The 13830-nt window shown below is 71.9% G+C and carries 15 protein-coding genes and 1 riboswitch; of the genes, 4 read left to right on the top strand and 11 right to left on the bottom strand.

The annotated features are described in order from the left end of the window. Positions 1–4 precede the first annotated feature (4 nt). Positions 5–820 (top strand): ABC transporter permease, encoded by an 816-nt coding sequence (locus Q9250_RS00225; RefSeq protein WP_422665086.1) that lies wholly within the window; start codon positions 5–7, stop codon positions 818–820. On the opposite strand, the gene Q9250_RS00230 is transcribed toward Q9250_RS00225, so the two are convergent. Together Q9250_RS00230 and Q9250_RS00235 are read right to left on the bottom strand one after the other, a co-directional pair. Further along, entirely contained in the window at positions 817–1389 is a 573-nt protein-coding gene (locus Q9250_RS00230; protein ID WP_306232567.1) for a CGNR zinc finger domain-containing protein, read from the bottom strand. The genes Q9250_RS00225 and Q9250_RS00230 overlap by 4 nt on opposite strands. 35 nt (positions 1390–1424) lie before the next feature. Further along, the gene (locus Q9250_RS00235) at positions 1425–1961 is read right to left on the bottom strand and encodes a carboxymuconolactone decarboxylase family protein (protein WP_306232568.1); all 537 of its coding nucleotides are present in this window, start codon (positions 1959–1961) and stop codon (positions 1425–1427) included. Positions 1962–2101: 140 nt separating this feature from the next. On the opposite strand from Q9250_RS00235, the gene Q9250_RS00240 reads away from it, so the two are divergent. Together Q9250_RS00240 and surE are read left to right on the top strand one after the other, a co-directional pair. Then, positions 2102–3052, top strand: coding sequence for a 1-phosphofructokinase family hexose kinase (locus Q9250_RS00240; protein WP_306232569.1), 951 nt, complete (start codon positions 2102–2104; stop codon positions 3050–3052). Continuing rightward, positions 3052–3807 carry a 5'/3'-nucleotidase SurE gene (gene surE / locus Q9250_RS00245; protein WP_306232570.1) on the top strand — a complete coding sequence of 252 codons (756 nt, stop codon included), beginning with the start codon at positions 3052–3054 and terminating at the stop codon, positions 3805–3807. Before Q9250_RS00240 ends, surE begins: the two co-directional genes overlap by 1 nt. Positions 3808–3882: 75 nt before the next feature. Here the strand turns inward: surE and Q9250_RS00250 are convergent, their stop codons facing one another. From Q9250_RS00250 to ribD, 5 genes are all read right to left on the bottom strand, one after another. Then, positions 3883–5238 carry an MFS transporter gene (locus tag Q9250_RS00250; RefSeq protein ID WP_306232571.1) on the bottom strand — a complete coding sequence of 452 codons (1356 nt, stop codon included), beginning with the start codon at positions 5236–5238 and terminating at the stop codon, positions 3883–3885. A 242-nt stretch (positions 5239–5480) separates the two neighbouring features. Beyond that, a complete protein-coding gene (gene ribH, locus Q9250_RS00255; protein ID WP_306232572.1) occupies positions 5481–5954 on the bottom strand; it encodes a 6,7-dimethyl-8-ribityllumazine synthase in 474 nt (157 codons plus the stop codon). Positions 5955–5956: 2 nt separating this feature from the next. Continuing rightward, positions 5957–7225, bottom strand: coding sequence for a 3,4-dihydroxy-2-butanone-4-phosphate synthase (gene ribB, locus Q9250_RS00260; protein ID WP_306232573.1), 1269 nt, complete (start codon positions 7223–7225; stop codon positions 5957–5959). Then, entirely contained in the window at positions 7222–7836 is a 615-nt protein-coding gene (locus Q9250_RS00265) for a riboflavin synthase (RefSeq protein WP_306232574.1), read from the bottom strand. Before Q9250_RS00265 ends, ribB begins: the two co-directional genes overlap by 4 nt. Continuing rightward, the gene (gene ribD, locus Q9250_RS00270; protein WP_306232575.1) at positions 7836–8852 is read right to left on the bottom strand and encodes a bifunctional diaminohydroxyphosphoribosylaminopyrimidine deaminase/5-amino-6-(5-phosphoribosylamino)uracil reductase RibD; all 1017 of its coding nucleotides are present in this window, start codon (positions 8850–8852) and stop codon (positions 7836–7838) included. Before ribD ends, Q9250_RS00265 begins: the two co-directional genes overlap by 1 nt. A 47-nt stretch (positions 8853–8899) precedes the next feature. Continuing rightward, positions 8900–9044: riboswitch (FMN riboswitch) on the bottom strand. A 258-nt stretch (positions 9045–9302) separates the two neighbouring features. Between ribD and Q9250_RS00275 the strand changes: the two genes are divergently transcribed. After that, positions 9303–10163 carry a DUF559 domain-containing protein gene (locus tag Q9250_RS00275; RefSeq protein WP_306232576.1) on the top strand — a complete coding sequence of 287 codons (861 nt, stop codon included), beginning with the start codon at positions 9303–9305 and terminating at the stop codon, positions 10161–10163. 178 nt (positions 10164–10341) lie between these two features. Here the strand turns inward: Q9250_RS00275 and Q9250_RS00280 are convergent, their stop codons facing one another. From Q9250_RS00280 to Q9250_RS00295, 4 genes are read right to left on the bottom strand one after another with little or no spacing between them, the layout of a single operon-like run. Further along, a complete protein-coding gene (locus Q9250_RS00280) occupies positions 10342–10911 on the bottom strand; it encodes a GNAT family N-acetyltransferase (RefSeq protein ID WP_306232577.1) in 570 nt (189 codons plus the stop codon). Positions 10912–10927: 16 nt separating this feature from the next. Continuing rightward, positions 10928–11923 (bottom strand): tryptophan--tRNA ligase, encoded by a 996-nt coding sequence (gene trpS, locus Q9250_RS00285; protein WP_306232578.1) that lies wholly within the window; start codon positions 11921–11923, stop codon positions 10928–10930. 23 nt (positions 11924–11946) lie between these two features. Further along, entirely contained in the window at positions 11947–12774 is an 828-nt protein-coding gene (locus Q9250_RS00290; RefSeq protein ID WP_306232579.1) for an exodeoxyribonuclease III, read from the bottom strand. A gap of 44 nt (positions 12775–12818) precedes the next feature. Then, positions 12819–13793 carry a YihY/virulence factor BrkB family protein gene (locus Q9250_RS00295; protein ID WP_306232580.1) on the bottom strand — a complete coding sequence of 325 codons (975 nt, stop codon included), beginning with the start codon at positions 13791–13793 and terminating at the stop codon, positions 12819–12821. Positions 13794–13830: the final 37 nt, after the last annotated feature.

Below are 13830 nucleotides of genomic sequence, written 5' to 3' on the forward strand. Positions count from 1 at the left end.
CGAGCTGCTGATCGAGGCGCCGGCGCCCAAGGTGCGGGGGCCGCTGCGCGGCATCTACGCCGGCAACACGCGCTCGGTCGTCGCTCGAGGCCTGCAGGTGATCGCCAAGAACAACTGGCTGATCGTGCTGACGGGCTTCTTCGAGCCGGTGTTCTACCTGCTCTCGATGGGCATCGGCCTCGGGGCGCTCATCGGCACGGTCGAGTTCTACGGCGTCGACGTGCCGTACGCCGCCTACATCGCGCCCGCGCTGATGGCCGTCAGCGCGATGAACGGCGCCGTCTACGACTCGACGATGAACGTCTTCTTCAAGATGAACTTCGCGAAGCTCTACCAGCAGATGCTCTCGACCTCGCTGGGTCCGCTCGACGTGGCGCTGGGCGAGATCCTGCTGGCGCTGTTCCGCGGCCTGCTCTACGCCTGCGGCTTCATGCTCGTGACGACGATGATGGGCCTCAACCTGTCGTGGACGGCGCTGCTTGCGATCCCGGCGGCGCTGGTGATCGCCTTCGGCTTCGCGTCGTTCGGCATGGCCGTGACGAGCTACATGAAGACGTTCCAGCACCTCGACTACGTCTACTTCGTGATGATGCCCATGTTCCTGCTGTCGGCCACGTTCTTCCCGATCGAGGTCTACCCGCAGGGCGTGCAGTGGGTGATCCAGGCGATGCCGCTGTGGCACGGCGTCGACATGATCCGGCAGCTGACGACCGGCCTCGTGCAGCCGACGATCCTGCTCCACCTGCTCTACTTCGCGGTGATGATCGTCGTCGGGCTCTGGTTCACGACGACCCGGCTGCGCGCCCTCTTCCTCCGCTAGAGCTGCTTGGCGGCGTGCCGAGCGACGCGCACCCGGTTGCCGCAGGCATCCGAGCACCAGCGCTGCCGCGCACTCGACTGCACGAAGTAGAGCGGGCAGTTCGGGGCGAGGCAGGGGCGGATGCGGTGGGCCGGGTCGGTGAGGATCTCGAGCGCCTCGACCGCGATGCGGCCGCGAGCCGCCTCCCAGCAGTCGCCCGCTGCCGGCTCGAGCGCGGGCCGGCCGTCGCGCCACCCGAAGCGGCGCACCTCGCGCTGGACGCCGAGCGAAGCATTGAGGATCTCCGCCGCCTCGTCGAGCCGCATGGGCGCCACGGGCGTGCGCGGGTCGTCGGTCGCCTCGGCCGCGATCGCGCGGAGCGCGTCGCGCAGCGCTCGCCACTCGCGCAGCTCTGCGACGTCCGGAAGGGCGGCATCGTCGGCGACGAGCCCGGTCGCGACCGACCAGTCGCGCAAGCCATCGGCGTGCTCGATCGCGTCGAGGTGCTCTCCTCGGCGCATCCACCGCGTGTTCATCAGCTCGACGGGGGCGGGAGCGCCCAGCAGCGGCGAGAGGGTGGGCTGGCGCACGCCGCCATCCTCCCACCGCCGCCGGGCGCCGTCGCTCATGCCTCGATGACCGGGAACTCGATCGGCGTGCCGAAGGCGCTGTTGAAGGTGTTGGTGAGGAAGTTGAGGCTGACGTGCCCGATGATCTCGGCGAGCTCGGCGTCGTCGAGCCCGGCCTCGCGCGCGGTCTCCACGGCCGCGGCGCCGACGTGGCCGCGCTCGACGATGACGGCGTGCGCGAAGGCGAGGATCGCGGCCTCCTTGGGCTCGTCGCTCTGCGCGGAGCGCGCTGCCTCGAGCTGCTCGCGCGGGATGCCCGCCTTCGACGCCAGGTGCATGTGGGTGGAGAGGCAGTAGCTGCAGCCGTCGACCTGGGCGACCAGCATCGCGAGCTTCTCGCGGGTCTGCGCGCCGATGACGCCCTTCGCGAGCTGCCCGGACATGCCGACGTAGGTCTGCAGCAGCACGGGGCTGACGGCCATGGCGCGCACCATGTTCGGCAGCACGCCGAGCGAGCGCTCGATCGCATCGAAGACGCCCATCACTGCGGGGTCGTCGTGCTGTCGGTCTGCGATCTCGAGGACGGGGTTCATGTTGCTCCTTCGATGGGCGCCCGGGCGGCACCGCGTCCTCAGAGACAACTAATGGTCAACGGCGTATATTCCCATTACTTGGAACGCCGTCGCCCGGCAGTGCTCAGCGCGCGGTGAGTCTGCGGGCGTAGCGTGAGGCCATGCCGACCGTGCTCGTGTTCGCGCCCGCGCCGATCCTCACCGTGACCATCGAGGAGCACCGGGACGAACCCGATGTGCACTTCCACGTCGGTGGACAGGGGGTCTGGCAGGCCCGCATGCTCACCGCACTGGGTGTCGACGCCGTGCTCGTGTGCACGGTCGCCGGCGAGGCGGGTGCCATCACGCGCCACCTGCTGGACGACGAGGGATTCCGCGTGGTCACGATCGACCGCGAGGGCGTGAGCCCGGCCTACGTGCACGACCGGCGCGGCGGCAAGCGGGTCGCGATCGTCGAGGCGCAGGGCGAGCCGCTGTCGCGGCACGCGCTCGACGCGCTGTACTCCGCCACGCTGCGCGAGGCGGCCGAGGCCGACCTGGTCATCCTCTCGGGCCCCGACGGCGAGACGATGCTCGAGGCCGACGTCTACCGGCGGCTCGCGAGCGACATGCGCGAGCTCGGCCTGACCGTGCTGGTCGACCTCGCCGGGAACCGGCTGGAGGCGGCGCTGGCCGGCGGCGTCGACGTGCTCAAGGTCAGCCACGAGGAGCTCGTCGCCGACGGTCGCGTCGACGACGACGGCGACGACGAGCAGCAGCTGCTCGACGCGGCTCAGAGCCTGGTCGACGACGGCGTCTCGCTCGTCGCGGTCACCCGCGCCTCGGAGGGCTCGATCGTGGTCGGCGGCGGCGGCGCGTGGCGCGTCGTCGCGCCCGAGCTCGAGCCGGTCGACCCGCGTGGCGCGGGCGACTCGTACACGGCAGGGCTGGCATCGGTGCTCGCGGCCGGCGGCAGCCATGCCGAAGCGGTGCGCACCGGCGCGGCCGCCGGGGCCGTCAACGCGACCCGGCGAGGGCTCGGCACCGGCGATGCCGAGGCGATCCGGGCGATCGCCAGGAAGGTCGACCTGCAGCAGATCGGCGAGGGAAGCGACGAGGGGAAGGCCAGCTGATGCGCGCACTGATCACCAATGACGACGGGATCGACTCACCGGGCCTGCTCGCCCTCGCGCGCGCTGCCGCCGACGCGGGGCTCGAGGTGGTGATCGCGGCGCCCGCGCACGAGCACTCGGGCGCCAGCGCATCCATCATCGCCACGCAGGGCGCTTCGGTGACGGCGGCGGGCGGCAAGGGCACCGTGCGCTCCGAGCGCCGCAGCCTGCCCGGCTTCGAGACGGCCTACGCGGTGCACGCGGCGCCGGCGCTCATCACGCTGCTCGCGCTCCACGGCTCGTTCGGCGGCACCCCCGACGTCGTCCTGAGCGGCATCAACCGGGGCGCGAACGTCGGCGGCGCGATCATGCACTCCGGCACCGTGGGCGCCGCGCTGACCGCGGCGCAGGGCGGTGTGCGGGCGCTGGCGGTCTCGCTCGACGTCGGGCTCGTCGAGAGCAGCGCGGAGCACTGGGAGACCGCGGCGGTGCTGGCGCGGCAGGCGCTGGCGAGGCTGCTCGGCGCGCCGGCCGGCACCGTGCTGAACCTCAACGTGCCGAACGTCGCCGACGCGGCGGGCCTCGAGCTCGTCGAGGCGCCGCTCGCGCCCTTCGGCATCGTGCAGACCACCATGACCGAGATCGCCGGCGACGACGTGCGGCTGTCGATCCGCGAGCATCGCGCCGAGGAGGCGCCGGGCTCCGACATGGAGCGGCTCGCCGCCGGGCACGCGACGATCCCCGCGGTCAAGACGATCGCCCAGCGCACCGGCTGACGCCCGCCCGGCCGGACGCGTTCGGCCCGCCACCTCCGAGGGGCAGCGGGCCGAACGCATCCGTCGTGCAGCGCGTCAGCGCTCCATGTCGATGTCCTTCGTCTCCTTCGAGATGAGCAGCGCGATGAGCGTCAGCACGCCCGCGCCCGACAGGTACACGCCGACCCAGAAGGGGCTGCCGCCGCCGGCCGTCCACAGCGCCACCGCGATGAACGGGGCGAGCGCGGCGCCGAGGATCGACGAGACGTTGTAGCTCACGCCCGAGCCCGTGTAGCGCACGTTGGTCGGGAAGAGCTCGGGCAGCAGCGCGCCCATCGGGCCGAAGGTGAAGCCCATCAGCGACATGCCCAGGATCAGCCACAGCATCACGCCGAACGTGCCGCCGCCGGTGAGCGGCACCCACAGCAGGCCGAACGCGATGATCGCGAGCGTCACCCAGATCAGCAGCTTGCGACGGCCGAAGCGGTCGGCCAGGGGGCCCGAGACGAGCGTGAAGATGCCGAAGAACACCACGCCCACGATCAGCATGAGCACGAACGTGTTGTACGAGTAGCCCAGGCCCGGCACTGCGGCATCGACCGGGGCGCGGCCGTAGGTGAGCGAGAACGCGGTCATCAGGTAGAAGAGCACGTAGGTGGCGAGCATGAAGAAGGTGCCCAGGATGAGCTCCTTCCAGTGGCCGCGGAACACAGTGGCCAGCGGCAGGCGCTGGATCGAGCCGGTCGACTTCGCCTTCTCGAACGAGGTCGACTCGACGAGCTTGAGCCGCACCCACAGGCCCACGATGACCATCACGGCCGAGAACAGGAACGGGATGCGCCAGCCCCACTCGAGGAACGCCTCCGACGGCATCGAGGGGTCGTCGCTCGGCAGCAGCGCCGCGATGACGAGGAAGAGGCCGTTGGCGATGATGAAGCCGATCGGCGCGCCCAGCTGCGGGAACGTGCCGTACCAGGCGCGCTTGCCGGCCGGCGCGTTCTCGGTCGCGACGAGCGCCGCACCCGACCATTCGCCGCCGAGCGCGAACCCCTGCGCGAGGCGCATCAGCACGAGCAGCGCCGCGGCGAACCAGCCGATCTGGCCGTAGGTCGGCAGCGCGCCGATCAGGAACGTCGCGATGCCCATCGTCAGCAGCGCGCCCACCAGGGTGATCTTGCGGCCGTGCTTGTCGCCGAGGTGGCCGAAGACGATCGAGCCGATGGGGCGGGCGACCATGGCGGCGCCGAACGCCGCGAACGACGCGAGCAGCGCCGTCGTGTCGTCGCCCGTCGGGAAGAAGAGGTGCGGGAACACCAGCACGGCGGCGGTCGCGTAGACGTAGAAGTCGTAGAACTCGATCGTGGTGCCGATGAGGCTGGCGAAGATGACGCGGCCGCGCGAGTTCGCGGGCTTGGGCGACGCGGCGGTCGCCTGGGTGGCAGAGGTGGACATGCTGCTTCCTGGGGATGCGTTCGCGCGCGGTGGTGCGGGGTGTGCAGCGCGCGGGGTGGGAGCGGTCCGCTCGTGACGGGCCGGCCGTGTCGGAGCCTGCATCGGCTCCCGGAGGACGACAGTCCATTGTAACGGGTGCAGCATCCTACGGCCATGTCCTGTGCGGGGCCGGTGGAACGCATCCGCCCGCCGTCGGCGTGACAGGCGGGCGGATGCGTCGGGTCGCGTCGCGGTGCGTCGGCTCAGCCGTGCAGGAACCGCAGCGCGAGAGCGGCCTCGACGACCGCCTCGGCCGCCTCGCGGCCCTTGTCCTCCTTCGAGCCCGGCAGGCCGGCGCGGTCGATGCCCTGCTGCTCGTCGTCGAGGGTCAGCACGCCGAAGCCGATCGGCTTGCCGGTGCGCAGCGCGACGTCGGTGAGGCCCTGCGTCGCCGACGCCGAGATGTACTCGAAGTGCGGGGTGCCGCCGCGGATGATGACGCCGAGCGCCACCGCCCCGTCGAAGCCGGCCTCGAGCGCGCCCTGCGCGACGACCGCCAGCTCGAAGGCGCCCGGCACGGGCAGCTCGACCACCTCGGCGCCCATCTCGGCGAGCGCGCGGCGCGAGCCCTCGAGCAGGCCGGTGGCGATCTGCTCGTGCCAGCGGCCGTGCACGATGGCGATGCGGAGCCCGCTGGCATCCAGCGTGCTCGCGGTGGGACGACCTTCTCCGGCCATGGTCAGCCCTCTCCCTGCTCGTCGTTCTGGGCGATCACGGCCGGCAGCGCGTGACCCATGCGGTCGCGCTTGGCCGACAGATACTGCTCGTTGAACTCGCCGACGCCGACCAGCAGCGGCACGAGCTCGCGCACCTCGATGCCGTGCTGCTCGAGCGCCTGCTGCTTCAGCGGGTTGTTCGACAGCAGGCGGATCGCGCTGAGGCCCTGCTGGCGCAGGATGCCGGCCGCGGCGCCGTACTCGCGGGCATCGGCGGGCAGGCCGAGGGCGAGGTTGGCGTCGAGCGTATCGAGGCCGTCCTCCTGCAGCCGGTAGGCCTTCAGCTTGTTGATCAGCCCGATGCCGCGCCCCTCCTGGCCGCGCAGGTAGATCACCATGCCGTTGCCCGACTCCTGCACCTGCTGCATGGCGGCGTCGAGCTGCGGACCGCACTCGCACTTCAGCGAGTGGAACGCCTCGCCCGTGAGGCACTCGGAGTGCACGCGCACCACGGCGCCGTCGGTGAGCTGCTCGCCCGCGATGATCGCGACGTGGTCGGCACCTGTCTGGCGGTCGCGGTAGGCGGCGATGCGGAAGGTGCCGAAGCGGGTCGGCACGTTGGTCTCGACCTCGAACGACACGCGCGCGGACTCGTCGGCGCGGCCCTTGCAGGCAGTCGGGATGCCGCCGGCGTCCAGGTAGTCGATGAGCTCCTCGATCGTGATCACCGGCAGGTCGTGCTCCTCGCCGAACGCGATCAGCGACGGCAGCCGGCGCATCTCGCCGCCGTCCTCGACGAGCTCGCCGATGACGCCGACCGGCGCCAGGCCCGCGAGCTGCAGCAGCTCGACGGCGGCCTCGGTGTGGCCGGAGCGCTTGCGCACGCCGCCCTGCACCGCGCGCAGCGGGATGATGTGGCCGGGGCGGCGCAGGCTCGCGGGCGTGCTCTCCGGGTCGGCCAGCACCCGCAGCGTGTGCGAGCGGTCGTCGGCCGAGATGCCCGTGCTGCTGCGGTCGGCCGCGTCGACGGTGATCGTGTAGGCCGTCTGCCGCGAGTCCTCGTTCTCGAGCACCATCAGCGGCAGCTCGAGCTCGTCGGCCCGCGCGTCGGTCATCGGCGCGCACAGGTAGCCGGACGTGTGGCGCACCATGAACGCGATCCACTCGGTCGTCGCCAGCTGCGCCGACATGATGAGGTCGCCCTCGTTCTCGCGGCCCTCGTCGTCGACGACGACGATCGGCTTGCCCGCTCGGAGCGCCTCGAGCGCGACGGTGATGGTGGTGATGCTCATCGGGCATCCTCTCGCTGCAGCATGCGCTCGACGTGCCGAGCGACGATGTCGGTCTCGATGTTGACGCGGTCGCCAACACCTCGGAATCCCAGGGTCGTGGATTCGAGCGTCTCGGGGATCAGCGACACCTCGAACCACTGCTCGGCGGCGCCGGGCTCGCTCACGGCCGAGGCGGTGAGGCTGATGCCGTCGACGGTGATCGATCCCTTCCGCACCACCAGGTGCGCGTGCTCGGCGTCGAGCGAGATGCGCACCGTGCGCTGCCCGTCGCCCTCGACGATCGAGAGCACCGTCGCGGTGCCGTCGATGTGCCCCTGCACGATGTGGCCGCCGAGCCGGTCGCCGACCGCGGCCGCGCGCTCCAGGTTGACGCGGTCGCCCGCCTTGCGGTCGCCCAGTGTGGACATGTCGACCGAGATCTGCATGACGTCTGCGGTGAACGCATCCGCCGTCTGGTCGACGACGGTCAGGCAGAGCCCGTTGACGGCGATCGAGTCGCCATGGGAGGCGTCGCTGACCGCCAGCGGACCGCGCACGGTCAGGCGGTACGCGTCGCCGTTCGGCTCGAACGAGATGATCTCGCCGAGCTCTTCGATGATGCCGGTGAACATCACTGCTCGCTCTCTGTCGTGGCCTCGACCAGGAGGTCGCGGCCCAGCTGCTCGAGCCGCGTGACCGTGAGGCGCCGCTGCTCGTCGATGGTGTCGACGCCCAGGTCGTCGAGTGCGATGCGCGGACCCCCGAGGAGGGTCGGCGCGAGGTAGATGGTGAGCCGGTCGGCGAGACCGGCGCGGATGAAGGCGCTCGCGAGCGTCGGCCCGCCCTCGACGTAGAGGGTCTGGATGCCGTCGGCGGCGAGGGCGAAGAGCTCGCGCTCGAGATCGTGGCCGGCCGTGCGCAGCCCCTTGGGGTGGCGCCGGAGAGCGGCATCCGCGGGGATCTCGCGGGTGCCGAAGACCACCGGGATCGGCTGCGGCACATCGCTGCGGCCGTCGATGCGGGCGGTGAGCTGCGGGTCGTCGGCGAGCACCGTGCCGGTGCCGACGGCGATCGCGTCGTGCAGGCTGCGCTCGCGATGCACGTGGGCACGCGCGTCGGGACCGGTGATCCACTGGCTCGTGCCGTCGGCGGCGGCGGCGCGGCCGTCGAGCGACTGCGCCCACTTGACGGTCACGCGGGGGCGGCCGGCGCGATGCATGAAGGTCCAGTCGGCGATGAGCGCGGCGGCCTCCGCCTCGTCGGCGCGCTCGGTCGCGACGCCTGCCGCGGCGAGGCGGCCGGCGCCGCCCGAGGAGGCGTCGCCCGGGTCGGCGGCGCCGTAGACGACGCGGGCGATGCCGGCGTCGAGCAGGGCCACCGCGCACGGGCCGGTGCGGCCGGTGTGGTTGCAGGGCTCGAGGGTGACGACGGCGGTGGCGCCGCGGGCGTCCTCGGGGCGCAGCCGCGAGAGCGCGTCGACCTCGGCGTGCGGGGTGCCGGCGCCGCGGTGCCAGCCCTCGGCGAGCATGCGGCCGTCGGGGGAGAGGATGACGGCGCCCACCTGCGGGTTGACGCCGCGCGGCCCTCGCCGCGCGAGCTCGCGGGCGCGAGCCATCGCGTCGCGCTCTGCGAGCGAGATCCCTGCCATGACGTTTCCTCTCCGAAACGCGCGCGGGGATTGCGGGGTCGGTGACCCCACGTGCGCCTCTCCTCCGGACTTTGACCGTCGGTGCCGGAATTCCACCAGCTCAGCCGATCACCCCGCTCGAAGCTCGAGCGGTGCTCTCGGGTCGCGGACTCTCACCGCCGGTTCAGACTCGCACTGACCCCGGGCACGTTGCACTGCCACCTTACAACTCGCGTGTCGCGCCGCTCATTCCCGAGTGCCGGCCCGCACCGGTCCCGACACGGCTGGTCGGTCAGCACAACGCAAGCCCGCCGGCGCCGTTCCGCCAGCCGGTGCTGTGCTGCCCGGCAGCGGCCGCAGGTTCTGCCGTCGCGACTTGCGTTGTGCGAGCGCAGGACGGGCGGCAGGTCTGTCCACAGGTGGCGGGGCGCGTCGCTCGGACGAGACCGCAGGTCGGTGATCCTCTCCGCCATGTCAACGCTCAGACCGCTCCGTCAAGGGCCGTTCAAGGTCGACGAGTACCAGGAGCTGCGCGCTCAGGGCAACGCTCGAGCCGCGATCGAAGAAGGACTCCGCCTGGGCCTGCTCGTCCGCGCTCGTCGCGACGTGTACGCCTGGCTGCCTGCGCCCGACCCGCTGGTGGCCGCGCTGCGCATCGGCGGTCGGCTCGCGTGCGCCTCGGCGGCTGAGGCGCTCGGCCTCTGGGTGCCGCGCGACCGCCGCCTGCATGTGCATGTCTGGGACGGTTCCACCCGGCTGCGTGACCCGAAGGATCGTCGGCGGCGGCTCGAGCAGCGTGACGGGGTCGTGCTGCACTGGGAGGATCTCGATCCGCACGACGGCAGTCGATGCACCACGTCCGTGGGCTCGGCGATCCGATGCATCGCCGAGTGCTGCGGCATCGTCGAAGCGGTCCGGGTGGCCGACTCCGCGCTGCAGCGCAACGTCGCCGGCCGCGCCGAGGTCGCCAGGGCGCTCGAGGGCCTGCGGTGGAACGAGCTGCCCGCGATCGACGCCGTCGACGGGAAGTGCGGATCGGGCTACGAGACCGACGCCAAGCTGCTGCTGCTCGCGGCCGGACTGGTGTTCGAGCAGCAGGTGGTGATCGCGAAGGTCGGCACGGTCGACTTCGTGCTGGGCGGATGCGTGATCGTCGAGGTCGACGGCAGGGAGACCCACGAGTCGACGTTCGAGCAAGACCGGGCGAGAGACGCGGAGGCGATGCTGCAGGGCTACCTGACGGTGCGGATCTCGGCGCTCTGGCTGGAGCGCAACCCACGGCGGTTCCTCGAGCTGGTGCGGCAGGCGCTGCTGCTCCACCCGCGCGGCTGACCAGGCGCGCCGGCCACTCGCAGCCGCTGTCGGCGCACAACGCAAGCCCGCCGGTCGATTCGCGCGGCCGATCGAGCGGCCTGACCCCGCATGGCTGGACATTCGGATGCCGGGCTTGCGTTGTGCGCCGGGGGCCGGGCCCGGGGCCGGGGCCGGGTTGAGGGGCGAGCGGGCCGGGTCAGTCGAGCGGCGGCCAGGGGCGGGCGCCCGCGGGCATGCCGGAGGGGGTGCGGATGGCGCGGTGCTGCACGACCGGCTCGCCCCGCTGCTCGCCCTCGCCGGTGCCGAGGTAGGTGAAGCCGGCGGCCTTCGCGACGCGCATCGAGCCGAGGTTGCCGTCGTAGCAGGCCCAGTGCACCTCGGGCCAGGTCAGGCATCCCTCCGCGTGCCCGGCGACCGTGCGCAGCGCATCCGACATCAGGCCCTTGCCCTGCGCGTCGGGGTGCAGCCAGAAGCCGACCTCGCCGGCGATCGTGCGCAGGCCGATCACTCCTGCGAGCGGGCCGCGCAGCGACTCGCGGATCGCCCACACGCGCTCGTCGTGCTCGCCGCGCCAGCCCGACGGCGCGAACTCGCGCACGAAGCCCTCGGCGTCGGCACGCGAGTAGGGCCATGGCGTGTCGAGGAAGCGCTCGGCCTGCTCGGTCGAGCACGCCTCGACGACGCGGTCGATGTCGTCCTCGCGGAGCGCAGTGAGCACCACCTTGCGGCCCATCTGGGGCAGGGTCGGGCCGGCCAGGGGGCTCATTGCTGACTCCTCGAGCTCATCGCAGCCCCATGGCCTCCAGCGCGCGGCCGAGCGTCGCGTCGGCGACGGCCGCTGCCCGCTCGGCGTTCGACGCCAGCAGCCGGTCGAGCTCGCCCGGGTCGGCGAGCAGCTCGAGCGTGCGCTCGCGCACCGGTGCGAGCTCGGCGACCACGGCGTCGGCGACGGTCGTCTTGAAGACGCCGTAGCCCTGGCCGTCGAACTCGGCCTCGAGCGCCGGCACCGGGGTGCCGGTCATCGCCGAGAGGATGCCGAGCAGGTTCGTGACGCCCGGCTTCTCGGCGCGGTCGGCGCGGATCGAGCCCTCGGTGTCGGTGACGGCCGAGCGGATCTTCTTCGCCGTCCTCGCCGGCTCGTCGAGCAGCCAGACCACGCCCTTGTCGTTGTCGGCCGACTTCGACATCTTCGCCGCCGGCGTCTGCAGGTCGTAGATGCGCGCGCCGTTCGCGAGGATCACCGGCTTCGGCACGGTGAACGTCTTCCCGAAGCGCTTGTTGAAGCGCTCGGCCAGGTCGCGGGTGAGCTCGACGTGCTGCTTCTGGTCATCGCCCACCGGCACCACCTCGGTGTCGTAGAGGAGGATGTCGGCGGCCATCAGGATCGGGTACGTGAACAGGCCGACGGAGGCCGTCTCCTGCCCGCCCTTCGCGGTCTTGTCCTTGAACTGCGTCATCCGGCTGGCCTCGCCGAAGCCGGTGAGGGTGCCCAGCAGCCAGGCGAGCTGCGCGTGCGCGGCGACGTGCGACTGCACGTACAGGCACGAGCGGTCGGGGTCGATGCCGCCCGCGATGTACTGCGCGGCGAGCGTGCGCACCTGCTCGCGCAGCACATCCGGAGCCTGCGGCACGGTGATGGCGTGCAGGTCGACGATCGAGAAGAACGCGTCGAAGTCGTCCTGCATGGCGCGCCACTGCTGCAGCGCGCCGATGTAGTTGCCGAGGTGGAGCGAGCCCGAGGAGGGCTGCATGCCCGAGTAGAGGCGGGGGAGTGGCATGGATGCGTTCCTCGTCTGTGCGGTCACAGGTCGTAGTCGACGATGACGGGGGAGTGATCCGACCATCGGGTGTCGTAGCTGGGGGCGCGGTCGACGCGGTAGTCGGAGGCGCGCGCCGCGAGCGCCGGGGAGGCCATCTGGTAGTCGATGCGCCAGCCGGCGTCGTTGTCGAACGCCTTGCCGCGCTGCGACCACCAGGTGTAGGGCCCCGCGACGTCGGGGTGCGCCGCACGGCCCACGTCGACCCATCCGTGTCCGCGACCGCGCTTGCCGTCGGCGCCGGTCACCATGCCGGTGCCGAAGAAGCGGTCGAAGTAGGCGCGCTCCTCGGGCAGGAAGCCCGCGACCTTCTGGTTGGTGCGCCAGTTCTTGATGTCGAGCTGCGTGTGGCCGACGTTCAGGTCGCCCATGATCACGACGTGCTCGCTGTGCTCGCGCAGCTTCGGCAGGCGCTTGGCCATCGAGTCGAGGAACTTCATCTTCGCGACCTGCTTGGGCGTGCCCGCCTCGCCCGAGTGCACGTAGGTCGAGACGACGGTCAGCAGCGTCTCGCCGATCAGGAAGTCTGCCTCGAGCCAGCGGCCCTTCGTGTCGAAGGTGGGCAGGCCGATGTCGGTGCGGTGCTCGATCGAGGGCTCGCGCGAGAGCACGGCGACGCCCGCGCGGCCCTTCGCGGTGGCGGGGTCGTGCAGCACGTGCCAGCCGGGCACGAGGGGCAGCAGGTCCTCATCCTGCGCCCGCACCTCCTGCAGCGCGACGATGTCGAAGCCGCCCGCTTCGAGCCACTCGCCCATGCCCTTGCGGAAGGCGGCGCGCACGCCGTTGACGTTGACGGAGGCGATGCGGACCATGCGTCGAGCCTACCGACGACCGCCGACCCGCTCGGCCGTCGCGGTCAGCGGATGCGTCGGGCCAGGCGCCGATGACCGCGCACGGCATCGATGGCCGGCTCCTTGCCCTCGCGCAGCTGCTGCAGCAGCGCCTGGGCCTCGGCGGGGGAGAGCGTCGCATCGATGCCGCCCGTCTGCACGAGGCGCGTGTAGGCGCGGCCGACCGGGGTGACGGCGACGAAGGCGAGCGCGAGCAGCAGGATCTGCATGATGAAGCCGAGCCAGATCAGGATGATCACGGGCGCGGCGATGCCGGCGAGCAGCGGGTTGTTCTCGACGGCGCCGAACAGCATGGTCGCGACCAGCTTCAGCCCGAAGAACGCCACCGCACAGGCGAGGGCCGTGGGCACGATCGCCTTCGCCGGCAGCCGCAGCCGCCCGCCGAAGCGGAACAGCAGCAGCACGATCGCGGTGTCGAGCACGAGCTGGCTGGCGATGCCGATCAGCTGCGTCGTCCAGCCGAGGCCCAGCGCCTCGGCCAGGCCCTGGGTGATGAGGAGCGCGGCCGCCGAGACGAGCACCAGCAGCCCGATGCCGACGCCGACGGCGAGGTCGCCGAGCTTCAGCAGCACGACGTTCGACGGCGGGTCGTCGAGGTCGAACACCGCCCGGAAGCCCTCGCGGCTGACGCCGATGAACGCGATCGCGGTGAACAGGATCGACACCGCGGCGACGACGCCCGCCCAGCCGACGATCGTCGACTCGGCCAGCAGGTCGACGTCGATGGCGCCGCCCTCGCCGCCCTCGCCGAGGAGGCCCGGGATGGCCGAGCCGATCGAGGCGATCACCGCATCGCGCAGCGCCGCGTTGTCGCCGAGCACGCGCGTGAAGACGGCGAACGCCACGAACAGGGCGGCGAAGAGCGACAGGAACGCCTGCAGCGTCATGCCCTGCGCGAGCACGGGCCCGCGCTGCTCGCCGTATCGCCGCCAGGCGCGCGCCGGCCACGAGCGCACGATCCGGTCGATCAGCTTGCGCAATGGGCACTCCTCCCGATCGTGGCGGCGGTCGTGGCGC

Origin of the sequence: Agrococcus beijingensis (assembly GCF_030758955.1) — a bacterium.
In the GTDB taxonomy this organism is placed as follows: Bacteria; Actinomycetota; Actinomycetes; order Actinomycetales; family Microbacteriaceae; genus Agrococcus; species Agrococcus beijingensis.

Excerpts from the sequence above, each read along its gene's own strand:
- Q9250_RS00265 (WP_306232574.1), bottom strand. The coding sequence starts at position 7,836 with ATGTTCACCGGCATCATCGAAGAGCTCGGCGAGATCATCTCGTTCGAG.
- Q9250_RS00250 (WP_306232571.1), bottom strand. The coding sequence starts at position 5,238 with ATGTCCACCTCTGCCACCCAGGCGACCGCCGCGTCGCCCAAGCCCGCG.
- Q9250_RS00240 (WP_306232569.1), top strand. The coding sequence starts at position 2,102 with ATGCCGACCGTGCTCGTGTTCGCGCCCGCGCCGATCCTCACCGTGACC.
- Q9250_RS00275 (WP_306232576.1), top strand. The coding sequence starts at position 9,303 with ATGTCAACGCTCAGACCGCTCCGTCAAGGGCCGTTCAAGGTCGACGAG.
- ribB (WP_306232573.1), bottom strand. The coding sequence starts at position 7,225 with ATGAGCATCACCACCATCACCGTCGCGCTCGAGGCGCTCCGAGCGGGC.
- surE (WP_306232570.1), top strand. The coding sequence starts at position 3,052 with ATGCGCGCACTGATCACCAATGACGACGGGATCGACTCACCGGGCCTG.
- trpS (WP_306232578.1), bottom strand. The coding sequence starts at position 11,923 with ATGCCACTCCCCCGCCTCTACTCGGGCATGCAGCCCTCCTCGGGCTCG.
- Q9250_RS00280 (WP_306232577.1), bottom strand. The coding sequence starts at position 10,911 with ATGAGCCCCCTGGCCGGCCCGACCCTGCCCCAGATGGGCCGCAAGGTG.
- Q9250_RS00235 (WP_306232568.1), bottom strand. The coding sequence starts at position 1,961 with ATGAACCCCGTCCTCGAGATCGCAGACCGACAGCACGACGACCCCGCA.
- ribD (WP_306232575.1), bottom strand. The coding sequence starts at position 8,852 with ATGGCAGGGATCTCGCTCGCAGAGCGCGACGCGATGGCTCGCGCCCGC.
- ribH (WP_306232572.1), bottom strand. The coding sequence starts at position 5,954 with ATGGCCGGAGAAGGTCGTCCCACCGCGAGCACGCTGGATGCCAGCGGG.
- Q9250_RS00290 (WP_306232579.1), bottom strand. The coding sequence starts at position 12,774 with ATGGTCCGCATCGCCTCCGTCAACGTCAACGGCGTGCGCGCCGCCTTC.